22 protein-coding genes and 1 pseudogene are annotated in these 19831 nt (G+C 33.1%); 16 read left to right on the top strand and 7 right to left on the bottom strand.

The features are described from left to right. Nucleotides 1-548 precede the first annotated feature (548 nt). From CLORY_RS04095 to CLORY_RS04075, 5 genes and pseudogenes are all read right to left on the bottom strand, one after another. Nucleotides 549-1181 (bottom strand): GyrI-like domain-containing protein, encoded by a 633-nt coding sequence (locus CLORY_RS04095; RefSeq protein ID WP_079422237.1) that lies wholly within the window; start codon nucleotides 1179-1181, stop codon nucleotides 549-551. A 1-nt stretch (nucleotide 1182) separates the two neighbouring features. Further along, the gene (locus CLORY_RS04090; protein WP_079422236.1) at nucleotides 1183-2253 is read right to left on the bottom strand and encodes a BtrH N-terminal domain-containing protein; all 1071 of its coding nucleotides are present in this window, start codon (nucleotides 2251-2253) and stop codon (nucleotides 1183-1185) included. 85 nt (nucleotides 2254-2338) lie between these two features. Then, a complete protein-coding gene (locus tag CLORY_RS04085; protein WP_079422235.1) occupies nucleotides 2339-3151 on the bottom strand; it encodes a MerR family transcriptional regulator in 813 nt (270 codons plus the stop codon). 92 nt (nucleotides 3152-3243) lie between these two features. Further along, nucleotides 3244-3813 carry a xanthine phosphoribosyltransferase gene (locus tag CLORY_RS04080; protein ID WP_079422234.1) on the bottom strand — a complete coding sequence of 190 codons (570 nt, stop codon included), beginning with the start codon at nucleotides 3811-3813 and terminating at the stop codon, nucleotides 3244-3246. Nucleotides 3814-3826: 13 nt separating this feature from the next. Next, nucleotides 3827-4357, bottom strand: a pseudogene (locus CLORY_RS04075) (purine-nucleoside phosphorylase); the annotation flags it as partial. A gap of 247 nt (nucleotides 4358-4604) precedes the next feature. Between CLORY_RS04075 and CLORY_RS04070 the strand changes: the two are divergent. The 15 genes from CLORY_RS04070 (at nucleotide 4605) to CLORY_RS03995 (ending at nucleotide 17425) form a co-directional block, all read left to right on the top strand. Next, nucleotides 4605-5291: a response regulator transcription factor gene (locus tag CLORY_RS04070; protein WP_278335298.1), complete on the top strand. Its 687-nt coding sequence runs from the start codon at nucleotides 4605-4607 to the stop codon at nucleotides 5289-5291. A gap of 90 nt (nucleotides 5292-5381) precedes the next feature. Further along, nucleotides 5382-6317, top strand: coding sequence for an ABC transporter ATP-binding protein (locus tag CLORY_RS04065; RefSeq protein WP_079422232.1), 936 nt, complete (start codon nucleotides 5382-5384; stop codon nucleotides 6315-6317). Then, nucleotides 6302-7111, top strand: coding sequence for an ABC transporter permease (locus tag CLORY_RS04060; RefSeq protein ID WP_079422231.1), 810 nt, complete (start codon nucleotides 6302-6304; stop codon nucleotides 7109-7111). The genes CLORY_RS04065 and CLORY_RS04060 overlap by 16 nt, the downstream gene beginning before the upstream one ends. A gap of 84 nt (nucleotides 7112-7195) precedes the next feature. After that, on the top strand, nucleotides 7196-8107 hold the full coding sequence (locus CLORY_RS04055) for a sensor histidine kinase (RefSeq protein ID WP_079422230.1): 912 nt from the start codon (nucleotides 7196-7198) through the stop codon (nucleotides 8105-8107). A gap of 188 nt (nucleotides 8108-8295) precedes the next feature. Beyond that, on the top strand, nucleotides 8296-9321 hold the full coding sequence (locus CLORY_RS04050) for an SPFH domain-containing protein (protein ID WP_079422229.1): 1026 nt from the start codon (nucleotides 8296-8298) through the stop codon (nucleotides 9319-9321). Between the two features lie 85 nt (nucleotides 9322-9406). Then, nucleotides 9407-9601, top strand: a complete 195-nt coding sequence (locus CLORY_RS04045) for a type II toxin-antitoxin system antitoxin (protein ID WP_079422243.1) — start codon at nucleotides 9407-9409, stop codon at nucleotides 9599-9601. Between the two features lie 262 nt (nucleotides 9602-9863). Further along, nucleotides 9864-10427, top strand: coding sequence for a Uma2 family endonuclease (locus tag CLORY_RS04040; protein ID WP_079422228.1), 564 nt, complete (start codon nucleotides 9864-9866; stop codon nucleotides 10425-10427). A gap of 175 nt (nucleotides 10428-10602) precedes the next feature. Next, nucleotides 10603-10980 (top strand): BlaI/MecI/CopY family transcriptional regulator, encoded by a 378-nt coding sequence (locus CLORY_RS04035; protein ID WP_079422227.1) that lies wholly within the window; start codon nucleotides 10603-10605, stop codon nucleotides 10978-10980. Nucleotides 10981-11157: 177 nt separating this feature from the next. Then, nucleotides 11158-11868 (top strand): hypothetical protein, encoded by a 711-nt coding sequence (locus CLORY_RS04025; RefSeq protein ID WP_079422225.1) that lies wholly within the window; start codon nucleotides 11158-11160, stop codon nucleotides 11866-11868. A 13-nt stretch (nucleotides 11869-11881) separates the two neighbouring features. Continuing rightward, nucleotides 11882-12955, top strand: a complete 1074-nt coding sequence (locus CLORY_RS04020) for a hypothetical protein (RefSeq protein WP_079422224.1) — start codon at nucleotides 11882-11884, stop codon at nucleotides 12953-12955. A 163-nt stretch (nucleotides 12956-13118) separates the two neighbouring features. Then, a complete protein-coding gene (locus tag CLORY_RS04015) occupies nucleotides 13119-13835 on the top strand; it encodes a lantibiotic protection ABC transporter ATP-binding protein (protein ID WP_079422223.1) in 717 nt (238 codons plus the stop codon). Beyond that, complete coding sequence (locus tag CLORY_RS04010; RefSeq protein WP_079422222.1) at nucleotides 13836-14594, top strand: lantibiotic immunity ABC transporter MutE/EpiE family permease subunit; 759 nt, start codon at nucleotides 13836-13838, stop codon at nucleotides 14592-14594. It abuts the gene before it with no gap. Then, nucleotides 14594-15367: a lantibiotic immunity ABC transporter MutG family permease subunit gene (locus CLORY_RS04005; protein WP_079422221.1), complete on the top strand. Its 774-nt coding sequence runs from the start codon at nucleotides 14594-14596 to the stop codon at nucleotides 15365-15367. Before CLORY_RS04010 ends, CLORY_RS04005 begins: the two co-directional genes overlap by 1 nt. A 31-nt stretch (nucleotides 15368-15398) precedes the next feature. Further along, entirely contained in the window at nucleotides 15399-16061 is a 663-nt protein-coding gene (locus CLORY_RS04000) for a response regulator transcription factor (protein WP_079422220.1), read from the top strand. Beyond that, nucleotides 16052-17425, top strand: coding sequence for a sensor histidine kinase (locus CLORY_RS03995; protein WP_079422219.1), 1374 nt, complete (start codon nucleotides 16052-16054; stop codon nucleotides 17423-17425). Before CLORY_RS04000 ends, CLORY_RS03995 begins: the two co-directional genes overlap by 10 nt. Nucleotides 17426-17512: 87 nt before the next feature. Here CLORY_RS03995 and CLORY_RS03990 read toward each other — a convergent pair whose 3' ends face one another. Beyond that, entirely contained in the window at nucleotides 17513-18091 is a 579-nt protein-coding gene (locus tag CLORY_RS03990) for a Uma2 family endonuclease (protein WP_079422218.1), read from the bottom strand. A 284-nt stretch (nucleotides 18092-18375) separates the two neighbouring features. On the opposite strand from CLORY_RS03990, the gene CLORY_RS03985 reads away from it, so the two are divergent. After that, nucleotides 18376-19299 carry an AEC family transporter gene (locus tag CLORY_RS03985; protein ID WP_079422217.1) on the top strand — a complete coding sequence of 308 codons (924 nt, stop codon included), beginning with the start codon at nucleotides 18376-18378 and terminating at the stop codon, nucleotides 19297-19299. Nucleotides 19300-19419: 120 nt separating this feature from the next. Here the strand turns inward: CLORY_RS03985 and CLORY_RS03980 are convergent, their stop codons facing one another. Then, nucleotides 19420-19809, bottom strand: a complete 390-nt coding sequence (locus tag CLORY_RS03980; protein ID WP_079422216.1) for a metal-dependent transcriptional regulator — start codon at nucleotides 19807-19809, stop codon at nucleotides 19420-19422. Nucleotides 19810-19831 lie beyond the last annotated feature (22 nt).

Raw genomic sequence — 19831 nt, 5'->3', positions numbered from 1 at the left:
AAGTTAGAGTAGAAACAAATACCCTATAGGGTAAAGATTTTAAGAATAATAAGAAAAAAATGAGTTGTAATGTTCGTAATTAATAAAGACAGTTTTCTATTGAATGTTATGACTACATTATACAAGGAGGAATAATATATTCGATTATTTTGATAATTGTACTTTTATACAAATTGATTACTTAATTCGAGCTTTAAACAAAATTATGCCTTGGTATGGTAAACGCATCATTTTCTTTCTTCACAGATAAATTATTATACTTAAACTTTACGGTAATAAAGTAGTCCTGACCTAAAGCAAATAAGTACTTAAAGGAATATAAATAGAAATAAATTTGAAAATTATGCAGCCTTTTTACGAATTAGTTTTTCCGAAAGATATTTAGGCAGTGAAGCGTGGGACATAAGGAGTCTTTCAAATAAGGTTAACCCGTTAGAAAAAGACAGAATAGCTACACTAGCTATGGAGCTGGCTATAGCAATTTAGTGATTAGCAAGGAATTTCTACCTAAATTTTTACTTCTTCACTATTACTTACTTACTCATAAATTATTTCTTCTTTACAGGATGGCGTATAACTGTTTTACATTTTGCTGGTGCTACCTTACGCGCATCGGATAAATAAATTTCATGGTGTAATCTGGCATCAGTAATAGCATTTACGTATCCGTGCTGTGCTAAATATTCATCCAGTATAGCAACTGTTGCTGGCTCATCATCAAATGGACCTATATGCATAATTTGTACACACAATCCCTCTTGTATTGTTAAATATTCAGCTAAAGAGCAATCCATTTTCTTTTTTCGTGATGCTTCTTCTACGGCCCATTTAAAATCTTCTTTGGACACAAAATCCGGTAGCCTAATTACTGAAATCCAGTTAAAGGTTTCTTTATTACTATAATTAACTCCTTCTATACCGTCCTGCCACCAAAAGCCTTCTAATGGCGGAACTACATATTCAAAGAAACCATCAATCTTATGATTTCCTTTATAACTCATTTTAATTGTATATGCGATAGCATAAAGGATACCTATTGCCTGTTTATACGCACCGTCCTCTTCATTAGGATTACCTTTACCACGTACTGCAATATAATTCATTGCGGGAATATCAATTATTTGTGGTTTATTTTTAGGAAGATAGAATTCTTTGTACTCTTTTTTATAATCAAATGGCATTTTAATTTCCTCCTTTATAATCTGCAATTATTTGATAAGCTCGTTCGGCATATTTTCCAACCTTAATAAATATACTTGGAATTTCTGATAGGCAATTTTCATTCTGACAATAGAACCGGATGATACGATTTGTGATGTCTTCTATTAAGCAACCACATTGACAAAATAAATTGCCGGCATGTGTCCAGTCATCACGTTGATACTCTTCACCAAGCTGCAATAATATGTTACCTAATCTATTATAATTACCATCAAAACAAATATCTTCTTTTTCTTTGATTCCTAATATCTCATTTGGTAATTTAGGAACCATGCCTAAAAATTCTGTTAAAGATGCAAGTGCATTTCTATATTCTTCTTCTGAAAAGTTATCTTTCCAATAAGGAAACTCTATTGCAATTTTATTGTAAGCGTTGATTCCAGCAAAGGTAAGCTTTTCAGATAACTGTCTCATAGCTTTATTGCGGAGGCAGATATCGGCTAATTCATATTTATTGATCGTTTTCTCAGAAAGGCTGAATCGAATAAAGCCATTTTTATCTCCAACTGCATTCTTTTCAATCTGCCACGCCTGTACCAGTTCTGCCTTCGGTAATTCTTGTAAATCTTCTCTATCACAATCATAGATTAATACGCAGTCTTTTTTATCATCATAACCAACCATCAATATGTAGTGCATCGGAATATGATTTTTATGATACATCTTAAGATATGGAAGATAAAACATATCAAGTGGACCTAATATGACTGGATTACCATTATCAATTTCTCTTTTGATTGATGTTAAGGCATATGAGAGTGTTCTTCCTTCAGAAATTTGATAGTTTAGGCCAATTATATTCTTAATTTTATCGTAGGTTTTTCTTGTACGGCCGTCTGCAACGCTAAACATAAATGGCCTGGTTTCATCTTTAAATTTCAGGAATACTGATTCACCAAAACTGCTCAAAGCAAACAGAAATGCTTCTGGAAGTGTCTGACCCGTCCTTGTAGCATATACATCTTCAATGCCGCTCCACATACAGCACCCGCTGGATAAATGATGTTTAATGTCTAATAATTTTCTACTCATAAAAAAATCCTTTCCATATAGATAAATTGTTGTTCGCTATATGAAAATGATAAACCCTCCCATAGTACGAGAGTCAATATTATTTTTAGTTTTTTTCTTTTACTGGGAAACAAAGCTCAGTTATAAACGCCTTATCATCGGAACAATTTCCAGGTGAACTATGATAAATAGAAAATGATTGCCCGTTTATTTCCAAATAATTCTTTTCTAGCCATTCTGCAATGACTGCATTAATACCGCCAATCTGAGAATAGCATCCTTTAAATACTACAGCTGCTACTTCGCGCTCCGGGAGCTGGAAAATTGCCAGTTTGTCATTTGTTTTATATTCCTTATCTAATGGAAATTGAACTTCCACATCCATCATGCCATTATTTTCATCAACACCATGATAGATTGCCATAGCTGGTGATTCTGTGTTAATCTTAATTCCACTGCTTTTGCACGCTTTATCTAATTGACCCCAAAGAACTCCTTCTTCTGGATAAGCATGTATATTTCCTCTGAAACTTGCCACCCACATTGGTGCAATTATTTTTCGAACAATAGATAAGGCATAATCTTCCGATTTTTTATCTGTATTCATCACTATTTGGATTTGTTTGATTTGGTTTTTTGTTTTTTCTAATTCCATATATTTATCCTGCAACTTTGCTTGTAAAAAAGCATCAATTTCAGATTGCGGCATAATTAGAATCTCTTTTATTTCATCAAGTCCAAATCCCATTGCTTTTAATGCTATAATTCGATTTACTTGTAATAGCTGCGCTTTATCATAATAACGGTAACCATTCATTTCATCCACATGTTGAGGAATCAACAATCCAATTTTATCGTAATTGCGGAGCATATGAATGCTGATAGAAGATAATGCAGCAAATTCACCAATCCTTAACATTTTTTCTCCCCTCAAAATTAGCGATTTACTATTAAAATTTTTGATTTGAAGTTTATGGAAAGCCGAATTAACGCAATGAGTAAATTATAGCATCATTTGAATATAATTTTCCCATTGCTTATAGATTCTAATATAGCCAAGGACTCTACTTTTACCCCTTTGTCTTCAACTAATTTTCTGCCAGGCTGAAATCCTTTTTCAATAACAATTCCTACCCCAGCTATCTCCGATTTTGCCTGATTTAAAATATCTATAAGTGCTAAAGATGCATTTCCATTTGCAAGAAAGTCATCTATTATAAGAACTTTGTCTTCAGCACTTAAGTATTTTTTTGATACTTTTATCTTATAATTTTTCTTTTTTGTAAATGAAAAGGCTTCAGACTCATAGTTATCCTTATCCATATTAATGCCTTCATGTTTTTTTGCAAATACTACAGGAACATCGAAATATTGTGCAGCGATACAAGCTATGCCTATTCCTGAAGCTTCTATAGTAAGTATTTTTGTTATTTCAATATTTTTAAATCTTTCCTTGAATTCTTTACCTATCTGATTTAGAAGTTTTATATCCATTTGATGATTGATAAAGCTATCTACCTTTAGAATATTATCTCCTAATACAACCCCGTCTTTTAAAATTCTATTTTTTAAAACTTCCATTTTTTAGTCCTTTCTACCAACTTAGCAATAGTTCTTTTAACCATTTGCAAAGCTTCTCACTGGATTCATTAGCAACCCTCACAACTTCTTCATGTGAATGCTTTTCTTTTGCAATTCCAGTTGCCATATTTGTTATACAAGCAATTCCCAAAACGTTCATTCCTAAGTAGTTTGCAGCAATAGTCTCTGGTACAGTTGACATTCCAACCGTATCGGAATCCATCCTGCTGAATGCTGATATTTCTGCTGCTGTTTCATAATACGGTCCTTGAAAAAAAGTATATATACCCTGCTGATATGGAATTTTTAAATTTTCAGCAACATACCTAGCTTTTTTAATTAGCTCCTTACTATATGGTTCTGACATATCAGAAAATCTAGTTCCAAATCTATCATCATTAGCACCTATAAGTGGATTTACAGAAACACTATTGATGAAATCTGTAAGTATCATTAAATCTCCAGGTTTGAAGCTTTTGTTAATTCCGCCGCATGCGTTTGTCAAAATGAGATTTTTTACACCAAGGAGTTTCATAACATATATCTAATATGTTCTATCGATTAACCTTTAGTAACTTTAATTATTATACTTTATTATAACAAAAAATGTAATGGCTTAAAACTTATAGAGAGGAGCTGACTTTCAGATACCTACAAGGTTCTTTACGGTGATCAAATAGTAAATATATTTATATAGATGCATATAAAATTTGTAAAATATATAAATATTTAGCTATTAGACTCAATAACCTATGGTAGTGTATAATCAAGTTATATAGGAGGTGAAACAGGTGCCAATTAATATTTTGGTAGTAGAAGATGATGAAGATATAAACAGACTTTTATGTGATATGTTAAAGGAAAATGGGTATGAAACAAAATCTGCCTACTCTGGAACGGAGGCATTAATCTATTTGGAACAAATGGAGTGGGATATTGTTCTATTGGATTTAATGCTTCCTGGAATGGCGGGAGAAGAGCTTTTAAAAAAGATAAGGACGACGAAAAAAATGCCCATTTTAATCATATCGGCTAAAGAAGAACAGAATGTAAAGATAAATGCATTGAGAAATGGGGCAGACGATTTCATAGCTAAACCATTTGACATAGAAGAGGTATCAGCTAGGGTGGATTCACAATTGAGAAGGTATAAAGAATTTTCTTTAGCGCCAGTGGAAAATATAATACGGCATAATGAAATTTATATAAATAAAGATACCAGAGAGACGTTTGTTAAAGACACTAAGGTCGTTTTGACAAATAGAGAATTCGATATTTTAGTGCTATTAATGTCTCATCCTAAAAAAGTTTTTTCGAAAGCGAATGTATTTGAAAGCGTATGGGGAATTGAGTATTTATGTGATGATAATACTATAACTGTTCATATAAGCAATTTAAGAAATAAACTTATTAAAGCAGGGACAAGCAACGATTATATTCAGACGGTGTGGGGAATTGGATACAAATTTGATATTTGACAAATTAAGCTTAAGAGTTTCTTAAGACTTTCTTTATGGTTATTTACAGTTTGGATTTTACAATATGATCATACAGAAAGGAGATATATTATGAGTGAGTACATATTAAAGATTAAAGATTTGAGCAAAAAATATAAGGGAAATGCAGTTGTTGACAATATCAATTTGTCTGTAAGAAAAGGTGAAATCTATGGCTTTATTGGAGAAAATGGAGCAGGTAAATCTACTACGGTACGTTTGATAACTGGACTTGCAGCCCCTTCCAGCGGTACTATAGAATTATTTGGCGAAGATACAGAAAAGGGATTAAGTAATGCTAGAAAAAGAATAGGTGCATTAATAGAAAGACCAACTTTTTATCCAGACATGACTGCTTATCAGAACCTTGAAGCTTGCAGGTTGCAGAAAGGTATTCCAGGAAAAGGATGTATTGATGAAATTCTAGAGCTTTTGGAACTCAGTGATACAAAACGAAAAAAGCTAAAGGATTTTTCTCTTGGAATGAAGCAAAAGCTTGGAATCGCTATAGCACTTTTGGGAGATCCAGAATTTTTGATCCTAGATGAGCCTATTAATGGATTAGACCCAATGGGAATTATTGAGATAAGAAATCTTTTGAAAAAGTTAGCAAAAGAGAAGAATATGACGATACTTATTTCAAGTCATATTTTAGGTGAGCTGTATCAATTAGCTACATGTTATGGAATTATTCATAAAGGAAAGATGCTTGAGGAACTTACTTCAAAGGAATTGGATGAGAAGTGCAAAAAATGTTTGAACATAAAAGTTGATGATGTCAATAAAGCGGTGTTTGTTCTAGAGAATGAACTTAACGTAAGCGATTTTAAAGTTATGCCTGATGAGACCATTAAACTTTATGAGCACGTAGACAATTCTAAGCTAGTATCCTCGACCTTAGCCAAGGCAGGTATAATAATTGAGCAGATTATGGCTAAGGGAGACAATCTTGAAGAATATTTTATAAATCTTATAGGGGGTGCGGATAAACAATGTACAACCTTATAAAGTTTGAAATGTATAAGTTAAAACATAGTAAGATTTTCAGAAATCTATTAATTGTTACTGGTGTGCTGATATTTCTCAGTATGCTCATCTATTATCAACTAAAGAACGTTTGGTATATAATGTATGATTCGTTTGGCGGAAGAGATTATGGTTTTGTGATTAACTCTTTTAAAGATAGATTACATCCTAAAGCACTAGAATTTTTCTATTCAGCAGCTGGATTCAGCAATATCATGGAAATCCTAGTTATGTTTTTAGTTGGAGCATTTATTATTGATGAGTATTCCAATGGTACAATAAAAAATATTGTAGCACATGGACATAAAAGGATACATATATATTTGTCTAAACTATTGGTAATGGCTGTTGCAATATTAATAATGAATGCCATGTTATTATTTGGAACAGCAATAGTTGGAGCACTTAGTACTGGACAAGTACTGACTTTTTCAATGGATAGCATAGTTGAAATGATTGGCTTTACGATTATTGTATGTTTAATACTAATTGAAATGGCTAGTATTTATATGTTCTTTGCTACATTAATAAAAAGTAAAGCGTTAATTATAGGGGTAGGGACAGTGATACTATTTTCTTCCTTTATCTTTATGCATCCATTGTGCAATTATATTGAGCAATATCCTGAGTATACTCCAACATACATACTTATGGATATCTGCACGATACATCCAGATACAGCTGCCATTGGCCATATTTTAATTACTTGCTGCATTACTATTTTAATTACAACTTTACTAGGTATATTGTCATTTGATAGACAAGATATAAAATAGTTGGGGTTGATGATGGATAGGACCCTTGAAATATAAATTTAAAAATTATGCTAGGTTTCGGTAATCTACATTGGGAGTGATAAGATGGTCTATGCTTTAGTATTTTCAATAATTATTGGTATTATTATATTTCTGAGATTGCTTTTTATTAAAAAGAGTATAAAGAATATTAAATACCAATTGGAGGATTATAACAATTTTAGAACTGCTAAGAAGATAGATATATCACTCTCTAGTAGAGATATTGAGGAATTGGCATGTACCATAAATAAGCACATAGAAATTAGTCGTCAGGCTCAAGTAAAGCAAAGAAAAGCTGAAGATGAACTTAAAAAAGCTATTGCTAATATATCACACGATCTAAGAACTCCGCTTACCTCGATAATCGGTTATGTACAGATGCTTAAATCAAAGAAAGTTTCAGTAGAAAAACAAGATGAATATTTAGATATTGTTGAGAAAAGGGCAAAAGTTCTGCAAGGATTATTGAATGAATTTTTTCAATTATCTGTTATTGAATCACCAGAATATGAATTGGAGCTTGGCTACGTTAATTTAAACAATGTTTTATGTGATGTTATAACATCATTTTATGAGAGTTTTAATGCTGCAAACATTGTTCCTGAGATTACTTTACCGGAGAATAAAATTTCAGTTATTGGGAATGTTTCTGCAGTTAGAAGAGTTATTGAGAATTTATTGGTGAATGTGGTTAAACATTCTGAGGGCGGTGTTAGTATCGAATTAAAAAAAGAGGATAACAAGGCTAATATTTGTATCACTAATCTGGTGAAATCTTTAAATAGCAGTGAAGTTGAGCTGCTATTTAATAAATTTTACACAGTAGATGAGTCAAGAACAAATAAGAATAGCAATACAGGCTTAGGGTTATCAATTGCTAAGAGTCTTATGGACAAAATGGGAGGAGAAATTTCAGCAGAACTAATTGGAGACAGGTTGACTTTTAAATGCGTATGGAAGATTGCTATAAAATAGAATCCATTGCCATTTGAGTGCGACTTTTAACGCTAGAAAAATATTATAAATTCATATAATAACAGATTTCAATTAAGGAATCTGTTATTTTTATAAAGTAGATAATTTCTCTTGACATTATATTCCTCCAATGGTATGCTGATGATATCAAAATGATATCACTTAGATAAGTAAAGGAGAAGTAATTTATGGGAGAAGAAGTTAAACAAGGAGTAAGAATTATTGAAGAAAAGGAAATCAATCCTTTTAGCGGTGGAACTGCCTTGCTGATGATTCTAGTTGGCTTTGTGGCAGCTGTTGCAGGCTTTGTTTATGGATGTATTCTAGTGAGCAAAGATAATGGAGGAAGTATTGCAGGAATTTTATTGATTGTGCTTGGAAGTGTATTGTTTGTGGTACTTATGTTTGTTTTGCCTGGACTTCGTGTTATCAATCCTAATGAGGCACTAGTTTTGAATTTGTTTGGTAAGTACTATGGAACCATTAAGAAAGAGGGCTTCTATTATGTAAACCCATTTGCTACAGGCTTTAATCCTGCAAGTAAAACAAATGCCAGCACCGTTAAAGTTGGAACTGGAGCTGCTGGAACAGCTGCAGAAACTACTATTCCAGCAACAACAGGTAAGAAAATTTCAACGAAGACAATGACCTTAAGCAATGAAAAGCAAAAGGTAAATGATGTTCTTGGAAATCCTATTATAATTGGAGCAATTGTGATTTGGCGTGTAGCTGATCCAACAAGGGCTGTATTTAGTGTGGAAAACTATAAAACATTTTTATCGATTCAATGTGATACGACTATTAGAAATGTGGCAAGACTATTCCCTTATGATACTATGGAAGATGATGCCGATGAGAAGACGCTTCGTGGCAGCAGTCAGGAGATTGCCGAGGGTATGAGAGACGAATTGCAGCAGCGCGTAGAAGGGGCAGGACTTGAAATTGAAGAGGTAAGGATTACACATTTATCTTATGCTGAGGAAATAGCTGCTGCGATGCTCCAGAGGCAGCAGGCCGTAGCAGTAATAGCAGCACGTCAGAAAATTGTAGAAGGTGCTGTGGGAATGGTAAAGATGGCAATTGATCAGCTTAGTGAAGATGAAGTAGTTGTACTCGATGAAGAACGTAAGGCACAGATGGTCAGCAATCTCTTGGTAGTTCTCTGTGGAAACAAAGAAGCTCAGCCGATTGTAAACAGTGGAAGCATCTATTAAAAGAAAGCGGTAAAGGTTGTTAGATATGGAACGCAAACTGGGAAATGAAGAGGAAGAACTAAAGGAACGACTTAAACGTATCGAAATGCTCGAAGAGGAAGTAAAGCAGCGTGAGAAAGTTCTAAAAGAAAAGGAAAAGGCTAAAAAGCAGATTCTGCTTCGTTTATCTGCAAGCCTTTGGAATGAACTGGCTGCATGGGCAGAAGATGATTATCGTTCTATCAATGGTCAGATTGAATATTTATTAGCGGAGTGCGTTAGAAATAGAAGAAAAAAATAGTTTAAGGACCGCAAGCAAAATTGAGTTGGTATATGCTTGCGGTTTTTTGCAAATCGTTATTATTGAGATATGTGTTTTGGTAGGTCTAGTATATATGTAAAAGGAGGGAGAAGCTCGCTGAAGTTCTTAAAGAGAAATGTTGGCGGGCTATACGTTTATAAGGGTTGATGGTTGTCATTAATTATGTAAAGAATATTAATTGCTATGATATAATATATATAACAAGGTGATAGGTTAACTTTTTATCTATATAAAAGAGGAGATGAACAGCAATGATTCCACAAAAAAACGGATAAGTTATGAAGAATTTGAAGATATGGATAAAACAGAAGACAATTTAGAATTTATAAATGGCATAGTATATATACAGGCAGCACCTTCTGTAATACATCAAACAGTCGTTACAAATTTATCTACTGAGTTTGGAACTTATTTCAGAGGAAAGTCTTGCAGGCATTCCGTTGCTCCTTTTGATATAGTGCTTGAAAATGGTAAAGAGAAAAATAAGGTTCAGCCGGATATTACAGTTATTTGTGATAAAAGCGGACTTAACGACAATAATTATGTTGGTACACCAGCACTTGTTGTTGAGGTGTTATCCCCATCGACAACATCAAAGGATTATATAGAAAAGATGGATCTTTATATGAGATGCGGAGTAAGAGAATATTGGATAATATCACCCAAAAGCAGGACTGTGGAAGTCTTTACATTAGAGGAAAATAGAATGTTTTCTGAGCCTAGGATATATTCAAAGGAGGATATTGTAACTTCACATTTATTTCAGGATTTTTCAGTTGATTTGCAAAACTTATTCATAATATAGAGGTTATTGCTAAATTCTAATGGGTGCAATTAATTACGAAGCCTCACAAACCGGATGAATGCCGAGTTTGTGAGGCTTATTTCTGCGTTTTTTTTTGCAGGGATATGTTGACTTTGATTTTAGGCAAATGTATAATATCAATATAAGGCAGTTGCCTAAAAAGGAGATGCGCTACATGGATAAAATAAAAAAGTTACCGGATACAGAATTTGAAATTATGAAGGCAGTATGGGACAATGAGAAACCAATCACCACTAATAAGCTTATGGAGGCAATAGGAAATGAGAAAGGCTGGAAAGTACCTACAGTAATATCCTTTCTAAACAGGTTAGTAGACAAGGGATTTATCAAAACGGAGAAAAATGGAAAGGAACGAACTTATTATCCTTTAATAGAGAAAGACGAGTATTTAAAGTTTGAAACAAGTAATTTTTTAAAGACTTATCATGGAAATTCAATTTTTAGCTTTGTAAGTTCTTTGTATGACGGAAAAAAACTATCTGATCAAGATGTACAAGAAATATTAAAGATAGTTGAAAAGGGAGAAAAATAAATATGGATAACTTTCTTATTATATTTATCAAAAACTCTATAGTCATGTCAGCAATTATAGTGTTGTATCTGATTTTTACGAGGTTATTTTTTAGAGGCTATATTGCAAAGTTGCGATATTATTCATGGCTAATTGTCTTATTTGGATTAATCATACCCTTTAGACCTAAAATTTCAAATGAAGGTTATTGATAAAAAAGTAAGTAATTTAAAGACTCCTTTTCGTGTAGACTATTATGAAGGATTAGCCAATATAAATAGTTGGATTAATCTAGAATATCCAATATTTTTTATTGTAGTTGCCTTTGTTCTTGCAGGCACATATGCAAAAGACAGTTCAAGCGGCATAAATGAGTTAACACTTGCTACTGCAGGTGGAAGAAAGAAGAATATGAGGGCACGATTGATAGCAGGAAATCTTTTAACTGCAACTATTTATTTTATATTTATAGGCATTTTCGTATTAGAGCATGGAGCAATAGCTTCATTGCATGGTTGGGCTGCATCAGCACAGACCTTTTGGTTTGACTCTATTTATAATATTAATATTGGAACAGCATTATTAATATTGTTATTTGGAGGGTTAATGGGTTCTTTAGTAATGGCAAACATCGTGATGCTTACATCCATAAAATTTAAAAATATAAAGTTTACAATAGGAGCTTCCGTTGTAATTGTTTATCTTTTATTTAGACAGACAGCTACGTATAGTAATATAAGGTTATTTAATCCCTTGCAATTTAGAAGTGCATCTTTACTTGAGTATTATTTTTTTATTGGAAATGCAGCTATACCATACTTTGTGATTGTATTAATCTTAACAGCAGTATATGTAGTATTCTTTCAACTTCTTATTAAAAATACATATAAAAAGTATTGTATAAGTTAAATAGGTGAAGGATATGAGACAAATTATAATCGTAGAAATAAAAAGGGTTTTGACGCTGAAGATTTTCTTATTAATTATTACAATTATTGCGCTTTTTTCAGCAATAAGCAGCTATAAAGCAGTAGGAAATTACAATATCCCATATGAAAATGGAACAGCAGTTTCCTGGCAGGCGAACTTATCTCATGGAAAAAAATGTTCTAAAGAAAAATATATTAATATGAATTATTTAGAATTTATGAAAGAGTATAATGAGAGATTTAAATATATAGACAAGTCTAATGTGGATGAGCTGATATCGATAGATGACAGCACCAGAATAATATATACAGAAAAAGAAAAAAAGAGCATTATGAAGGAAGCGAAGAGACTTGTCAAATTACCTATGGGGTATTCGGAAGGTTGGAAAGTAATAAATAACGGCATAGGTAAGTTTATAATTTTGTTATTAATAATAATATTTATAATTTTGCTGTTTCTTTTAGGAAGTGACCCTCAAATTAAAATGAGAGAAATATATCGTTCAACTAGATTTGGAAAAAAGAAACTAGATGGAGCAAGATTTCTTGCAGCGTTCATTATCGCTGGCTTACTCTATTTTTTAGGAGTAGCGCTATATTTTATAATCAAAATGTTTCCCTTTGGATTAAATGGGTGGAATCAGCCTATTCAAAGTAACTCTACTACCTTTCTTTCAGTATATAATATTACTTATTTGCAGCAGTTTATTTTCAATATATTAATAGGATTATTTGCAGTGATATTTGTTACTTCCTTTACACAATTTATTATGGTTTTAATGGATGAGATAATTCCAGGAGCCATAGTAGTAGTATTTTTTAGTATATTGCTTGTTATTTTTGATCAAGGACAACCTTACCCTATTAATCATTATTTTGCTAACTTTATGCCAATTAGAATGACTGAATTTAATCATTTCTATGTTGAAAATGATATATATAGAGTGTTCGGAAATAGTTTTACTTGCTTTAGTTGGACCATAATAGTTTCGTTATCATCATCTATAGTATTTTGTGTAATATCAAAATTATTAGCTGGAGTTAGAAGGAAGAAAGGAGAAAGGTAATTATAGAGCACCTCTGAGCGCTAGTGAAACTTGTTGGGCTTGCTAAGGAGAGTGTGGGAGAGAGCACTGGAGACATTAAAGTCGACAGAGCTCTCTCATTATTTTTGTGAAAATCTTGATTTTTATTTGTTATTCTTATTCTTGTTAAAAGGAGAGGATAATTATGGATAGCAAATACATATTAAAAACTAATAAAATAACAAGAATATTTAAAAAGGAAAAGGCTGTGGAAAATCTGAGCCTTTCAATACCAGAGAATTGCATATATGGCTTGTTAGGAGCAAATGGAGCAGGGAAATCTACCACTCTAAAAATGATAACAGGGCTTATAAAACCAACCTCAGGAGAGCTCATATTTAATGGACATGCATGGAGCCGCAAGGATTTAAAAGACATTGGGGCATTAATAGAACAAGCACCTCTTTATGGAAACCTCAATGCCAGAGAAAATTTAAAGGTTCACACTACAATACTGGGTTTACCGGATACTAGAATTGATGAAGTGCTGGAAATAGTAGATTTAGAGGGTACAGGAAAAAAGCAGGCAAGAAATTTTTCTATGGGAATGAAACAGCGTCTGGGAATAGCTATTGCGATTTTAAATAAACCTAAGCTATTGATACTTGATGAACCTACTAATGGACTTGATCCAATTGGAATTCAAGAATTACGAAAGCTAATAAAGTCATTCCCAGCGCAGGGAATGACGGTGATATTATCAAGTCATATTTTGTCAGAGGTTGAGCAGATTGTGGATTATGTTGGGATTATGAGCCATGGAGTTCTTGGGTATGAAGGAGCAGCAAATACAGGTGAGGATTTAGAAACCCTATTTATGAAGGTAGCCGCTAAAAGTATTGGAGATAGGAGGGTTATATAAGTGAAAAGATATCTACAGTCAGAATTATTAAAAACTAAAGGATCTATTCTGAGAAAGCTGCTTATACTTGTTCCTATAGTATGTATTTGTATTGCATATATGTTTAGCTTTTTAGGTGGAGATATACGGTTAACCTTTTTAAGTTCGATGAATCACTGGGGATTATTATGGATGCCTGCTTTGATTATGCTGCTTTGTGGTATGTTTCATACAATCGAACAAAATGATACAGGCTATAAAACTATATTTTCGTTCCCGATTGATTTGAAAAGAAGCTGGATAGCTAAAAACATGGTTATTGCAGCTTTTACCTTCATAGCTTCAATAGCTTTAGGCGTAATTTTTGTAGTACTTCAGCTAGCTTTGATTCATCAGACCTCAAAGGTTGTACCTTTTTATAGCTGTTTTGCAGCAATTCTTATATCCTGGCTGGTATCACTCTGGCAGATACCGCTGTGCCTTTGGTTAAGCAAAAGAATTAATGTTTTTGTACTTATGATTATAGGCTGTGCTGCTAATCTGGAGCTGGGTGCAGGAAAGGCTCCATCTAGTTTATGGTGGCTTGATCCATGGACATATCCATTGAGACTTCAGGTGCCAATTTTACATACGCATCCTAATGGACTAATACTAAAAGCTGATAATATACTTATAAATTTTAATGTAATACCAATAGGAATAGCTTTAGGTTTATTGTTATTCATCGTGCTTACTATATTAACCAGTGTTATATTTGCGAATAGAGAGGTGATCAGCTAATGTTTTGGAACAGTTATAGAGCTGAATTTTATAAAAATAAGAAAAGTGTTTTTATGTGGCTGCATATTGGGCTACCGGTTATCCTTACAGCTTTGCTTACATTTTTATGCCTTGGAAGAAAGGGAAGATTAACTAACATCGGGCTATTTGGAACCTTCTTTCAAATGATAGGCTATGCAATGACGCTTATTGCAGCTGTGCTTTGCAGTCTTGTTGTGAGTCAGGAACAGCAGGCTGGAGGCTTTCAGATGATGCTGGGAAAAACGAGACATAAAGTAACAACCTTTATAAGCCAATTATGTATGCTGCTATCTATGTGTGCATTTGCACTGCTTTTGGCAGTCGTAAGCTTTCTGCTGTCGATGAAGTTTGTACTGCACATTAAGAATATAAGCTATATAATGTTTATTAAAACAGCAATGATTGTATTTATTAGTGTTATATTTCTTTACAGCTTCTATTTAATTATAGCCTATTGTTTCGGAACAGGTATTAGCAACATAATGGGTTTTGCGGGGGTTATAATCAGTGCTTTAGCTTGTACAGGCCAGGGAGACAGTATATGGAGAGTTTTACCATGGGCATGGTCAGTACGTTTGTCTAACTTTATGACGGTTTCGCAATATGCACATGGAGCAAAAGTTCCTTTAACCTATAAGTATTATCAACATAACGACATTACAGGCGGCTTGATTATGGGGATTATGACAGTTTGCTGCTTAAGCTTATCTATAGCTGTTTTCTATTTCTGGGAAGGTAGACAGAGAGCGTGATTAACGCTATCATATTGGATGGAGGTGAAGCATGGCGAAAATTTTAGCGGTAGATGATGACTCAAGAATATTAAAACTTATTAAAAATGCTCTTTCACTTAAAAACCACGAGGTAGTAACATTTCAGGGTGCTGAAGGAGTTGATATAGAAGCCTTTTGCGGATATGACCTAATTTTATTGGATGTTATGATGCCTGGAATGGATGGCTTTGAATTGTGCAGAAAAATTCGAGGCACAGTAGATTGCCCTATAGTTTTTCTGACTGCCAAAACTGATGAGGCTGCAATAGTACAGGGATTGATGGAAGGCGGAGATGAGTATCTGCCTAAACCTTTTGGGGTTATGGAGTTAAATGCAAGGGTTGAAGCCTACTTAAGAAGAGAAAACCGTGAAAAGCGAACCAGAAAACTAGTGGATGGAAATATAACAGTAGATTTTGATAAAAAAGAGATAAGAGTGAATGAAAAGGTTCTAGCATTTACAAAGAATGAGTATAAGGTGTGCGAGTTTTTGGCTGCCAATAAAGGCAGAGTTTTTACTAAAGAACAGATTTACGAGGCTGTATATGAGCTAGATAGCGATGCACTTTTTTCTATAATAACAGAATACATAAGGTTAATACGTAAGAAATTTAATGAAATCGATAATTGTCCTATTGAAACTATATGGGGAGTTGGTTATAAGTGGGCGTAAAAAAAATCTCCATACAAGCGTATATTACAAGGTTTGTTGTCAAAATTGGACTAGCAGTTGTTATGTTTTTATTAGTAAGTATAGTAGCATTTACTCAGTTAATGAAAATGGGTATCCTTCTTCCTTCAAATTATTCAGAACAGCTTATAAAAAAGGCTGAAACCAAGATATCAGAAGCTCATAAGGTGACAGCTAATCTCATTCCAAACAATTTATCCTATGTAGTTTTAAAAAAGCAAAACCTAAATGTGGTGAGTGGAAATATGAAGAAAGCCGAAATCCAAAAGGTTAAAAAGATTATAAGTAATGATGGAATTAGGATGGCAAGATATTCCGGATTTTATGTAATAAAACGAGCCAATGAGTATTGTATTATAAAATATTATATAGCAGTGCAGTTTTCAAATACGGAACTGAGAAGATTTCTGCCATACCCTGAAGGGGCTTTTGCCATACTATATATTCTTTGCTTGATAGGTATCCTGTATATGTTTACGAAACAGTTCTCTGCAAAAATGAAGCAAGAGTTAGATAAATTTAGATTCGTTACAGAAAGAATAGAAAAACAGGAACTGGATTTTAAGGAACAATCAGTTTCTGTTCTAGAATATCAAAGGGTTATGGATTCTTTAAACAGCTTGCGTATAAGTTTAAAAAATTCCCTTGAAGTTCAGTTTGAGCAGGAAAAAAACAAGAGGGAACAGATAAGTGCATTAGTACATGATATAAAGATACCTATAACCATAATCAGAGGTAATGCAGAGCTGCTAAGTTTAACACAAAAGGATGAAACTTCATTTGTCTATAGCAGCGAAATCATGGATGCAACAAAACAGGTAGAGGAATATGTAAAACTGCTTATGGAGACAACAAATGATAATGATAATTTTGTTTTGCAGCTTGAAGAGAGTAGTTTTAAGGATTTCTTAGCCACTATAGAAAAGAAGGCCATTGCTGCTATAGGTAGTAAGAACATTAAGATTGTATTAGAAAATACTTTGAAGGAACAACTAAGCTGGAAGATAGATTCAAACTTAATGGAGAGAGCCTTTATGAACATTATCATGAACGGTATAGAACATACTCCTGAAGGTAAAAAAATCAGTTTGAGGGTAGTTTCAGAAGGAGACTGGCTTTCCTTTATTGTAACAGATGAGGGAGATGGCTTTTCAGAGGAAGCTATGCTAAAGGCTAAAGAAATGTTTTACACGAAGGACAAGAGTAGAAGCAGAACCGGCCATTACGGAATTGGCTTAGCTTTTGCAAATAAAATAATTAAGGCTCATGGAGGAAAAATTGTTATCGAAAATGATGAGGCTTTAGGAAGTGGAAAGGTTACAATAAGGCTTCCTCTAATACGGTAACTGCTGAGAATGCAGCGCCTCAGAGGTGTGATTTTTGGTGAAAATAGAATTGAAACTCTGTGGGACAGAGCTTCAATTTTTATGCAGCTATATGTCAAATGTATTAAAATCAATTTCTAAACCATTATAAATTCCTACGTTTATTTTATCGTTAAAAGTGTATGCCTTTGGAGCTGCATATTGGTTGTTTTTATCAAGTCTATAAACTAATATAGTTTTTTCCATAGGGTTTACTATCCAGTATTCACGGACTTTATATTGATCATATAAATTTAGTTTTCTTATATAGTCACTGTTAGGATTAAAGGGTGATACAACCTCAATAATCATATCTGGTGATCCTGTGCAGCCTTTATCAGTAAGTTTACTTTTATCGCATATAACCGAAATGTCAGGTTGAACTATATTTCTGCTATAGGCTGCATCTTCATTATCGTTTTTTAATACTACGTCAAAAGGAGAAGGATATACTTTACAGTCTCCTTTGTTAACTTCTATATATTTTCTTATTCTAAACAGTAGTTCTGTGATAATTTCTTGATGAATTCTTGATGGAGCTGCTGCCATGTTGTATATGTCACCGTCTATAATCTCGATACGTTTGTCTTCAGGATAACTTAAATAATCGGTATAGGTATATATTTTTTTTTTAGCAGTATTATGCATAGATAGGACCTCCTTCACAATCCAGATTTCCTTAAAGTGGAGAGCTAGTCAGCGATGCCTGACATATAAAAATAGTTTCTATTTGTATCATATCATAAAAGAAAGCAAATGAAACATTAAATTTATCCACTGAGGTTTGACTTTTCTATTTATTTAAGAGAAGAGCATCTTACTTTTAAGTGTACACTTTATATTTTTTCACATTTATTATACAATGAACAGGAAAACAAAACGATAAATGGATTTTAAGTGTTTGAATCAGACAGAGAATAAGGGGAAAAATCATGATTAGTTTATTATTAATGAAACAGATTGCTGTACTCTTTTTAATTATGGTTATGGGATTTGTATTGGTAAAGACGCATTTATTGAAAACAGAAGAGAGCAAAACTCTTTCTGTAGTTGCTCTTTATCTGATAACACCTTGTGTGATTATTAATGCCTTTCAGGTTAAATATACAGATAGCATACGAAATGGCTTGATTCTTGCTTTTGCAGCAGCAGTATTGATTCATATTATACTGTTGACTCTAGGAAAGATACTTGAAAAGATATTCAATTTAGACGCTGTGGAAAAAACCTCAATAATATACTCAAATGCGGGAAATTTGATTATTCCGATTGTGACTTCTATCTTAGGAAAGGAATGGGTAATTTATTCCAGTGCTTTCATAGTTGTGCAGTTAGTACTTTTTTGGACACATTGCAGGATGGTACTTTGTGGTGAACGAAAAATAGATCTGAAAAAAATTCTTTTAAATGTTAATATGATAGCTATCTTTTTGGGAATTTTACTTTTTGTTACAAGATTACAAATGCCGGATATTGTAACGCGAGCCATGGAATCAGTAAGTGTTATGATTGGTCCTATTTGTATGGTTGTTGCAGGAATGTTGATCGGAAATATGAGTTTAAAAAAGGTGTTTGCCTATAAGAGAATTTACATAGTTGTTTTTCTTAAGATGATAGTCTGTCCCTTGATAATTATGATTTTACTTAAATATAGCGGTATGATGAACTTAGTATCAAATGGAAAGATGATTCTGCTTATCAGTCTTCTTGCAGCTGCAGCACCATCTGCATCAACGGTGACCCAGATGGCTCAAATCTACGGAGAAAATGGAGAGTATGCAAGTATTATAAATGCAGTTACAACTATAGTTTGTATTATAACGATGCCAATTATGGTTTGGATATATCAGGTATAAGAGTACAGATGGTAAAATCGGAGAAAATAAATAGAAAAGAAATGCTTAAGTTATACTTTTGAATATTTAGATTATAAAGCATATTATAGATATTTTATATCTGATTCTCATATTTAATGTTTAGCGTAATAAATTTATATTCGAATGAAATTTCTTAACGTGCTCTTTTATAGCTTCAAAACTTTCAGTGCTAATAACATGTTCAATGCGGCAAGCATCTTCTGAAGCAATTCTAGGGTCTACACCAAGATATTCTAGCCAATTAGAAAGAAAAGTATGTTTTTCATAAACCATATTTGCAACTTCTTTGCCAGATTCTGTAAGAGAAATATAACCAGCCTCTGTCATCGTTATAAGGTGTTTTTCACGTAGGTTTTTCATGGCTACACTAACACTTGGCTTTTTAAAGTTAAGCTCGGTAGCAATATCAATAGAACGAACTACTGGTAAACGGTGGCTCAAAATTAAAATGGTCTCTAGATAATTTTCTGCTGATTCATTTACATTCATTTAAAGTCCCTCTTTTCAAAAT

The sequence above is a fragment of the Clostridium oryzae genome, from assembly GCF_002029235.1.
GTDB classification, from domain to species: domain Bacteria; phylum Bacillota; class Clostridia; order Clostridiales; family Clostridiaceae; genus Clostridium_AE; species Clostridium_AE oryzae.
Note: the sequence above shows the minus strand (reverse complement) of the source record. Positions and strands in the feature narration are given on the sequence as shown.

Excerpts from the sequence above, each read along its gene's own strand:
- CLORY_RS04085 (WP_079422235.1), bottom strand. The coding sequence starts at position 3,151 with ATGTTAAGGATTGGTGAATTTGCTGCATTATCTTCTATCAGCATTCAT.
- CLORY_RS04055 (WP_079422230.1), top strand. The coding sequence starts at position 7,196 with ATGGTCTATGCTTTAGTATTTTCAATAATTATTGGTATTATTATATTT.
- CLORY_RS04045 (WP_079422243.1), top strand. The coding sequence starts at position 9,407 with ATGCTCGAAGAGGAAGTAAAGCAGCGTGAGAAAGTTCTAAAAGAAAAG.
- CLORY_RS04065 (WP_079422232.1), top strand. The coding sequence starts at position 5,382 with ATGAGTGAGTACATATTAAAGATTAAAGATTTGAGCAAAAAATATAAG.
- CLORY_RS04090 (WP_079422236.1), bottom strand. The coding sequence starts at position 2,253 with ATGAGTAGAAAATTATTAGACATTAAACATCATTTATCCAGCGGGTGC.
- CLORY_RS04015 (WP_079422223.1), top strand. The coding sequence starts at position 13,119 with ATGGATAGCAAATACATATTAAAAACTAATAAAATAACAAGAATATTT.
- CLORY_RS04080 (WP_079422234.1), bottom strand. The coding sequence starts at position 3,813 with ATGGAAGTTTTAAAAAATAGAATTTTAAAAGACGGGGTTGTATTAGGA.
- CLORY_RS04000 (WP_079422220.1), top strand. The coding sequence starts at position 15,399 with ATGGCGAAAATTTTAGCGGTAGATGATGACTCAAGAATATTAAAACTT.
- CLORY_RS04020 (WP_079422224.1), top strand. The coding sequence starts at position 11,882 with ATGAGACAAATTATAATCGTAGAAATAAAAAGGGTTTTGACGCTGAAG.
- CLORY_RS04035 (WP_079422227.1), top strand. The coding sequence starts at position 10,603 with ATGGATAAAATAAAAAAGTTACCGGATACAGAATTTGAAATTATGAAG.
- CLORY_RS04005 (WP_079422221.1), top strand. The coding sequence starts at position 14,594 with ATGTTTTGGAACAGTTATAGAGCTGAATTTTATAAAAATAAGAAAAGT.
- CLORY_RS04025 (WP_079422225.1), top strand. The coding sequence starts at position 11,158 with ATGAAGGTTATTGATAAAAAAGTAAGTAATTTAAAGACTCCTTTTCGT.
- CLORY_RS03985 (WP_079422217.1), top strand. The coding sequence starts at position 18,376 with ATGATTAGTTTATTATTAATGAAACAGATTGCTGTACTCTTTTTAATT.
- CLORY_RS04040 (WP_079422228.1), top strand. The coding sequence starts at position 9,864 with ATGAACAGCAATGATTCCACAAAAAAACGGATAAGTTATGAAGAATTT.
- CLORY_RS03990 (WP_079422218.1), bottom strand. The coding sequence starts at position 18,091 with ATGCATAATACTGCTAAAAAAAAAATATATACCTATACCGATTATTTA.
- CLORY_RS03980 (WP_079422216.1), bottom strand. The coding sequence starts at position 19,809 with ATGAATGTAAATGAATCAGCAGAAAATTATCTAGAGACCATTTTAATT.
- CLORY_RS04060 (WP_079422231.1), top strand. The coding sequence starts at position 6,302 with ATGTACAACCTTATAAAGTTTGAAATGTATAAGTTAAAACATAGTAAG.
- CLORY_RS04050 (WP_079422229.1), top strand. The coding sequence starts at position 8,296 with ATGGGAGAAGAAGTTAAACAAGGAGTAAGAATTATTGAAGAAAAGGAA.
- CLORY_RS04095 (WP_079422237.1), bottom strand. The coding sequence starts at position 1,181 with ATGCCATTTGATTATAAAAAAGAGTACAAAGAATTCTATCTTCCTAAA.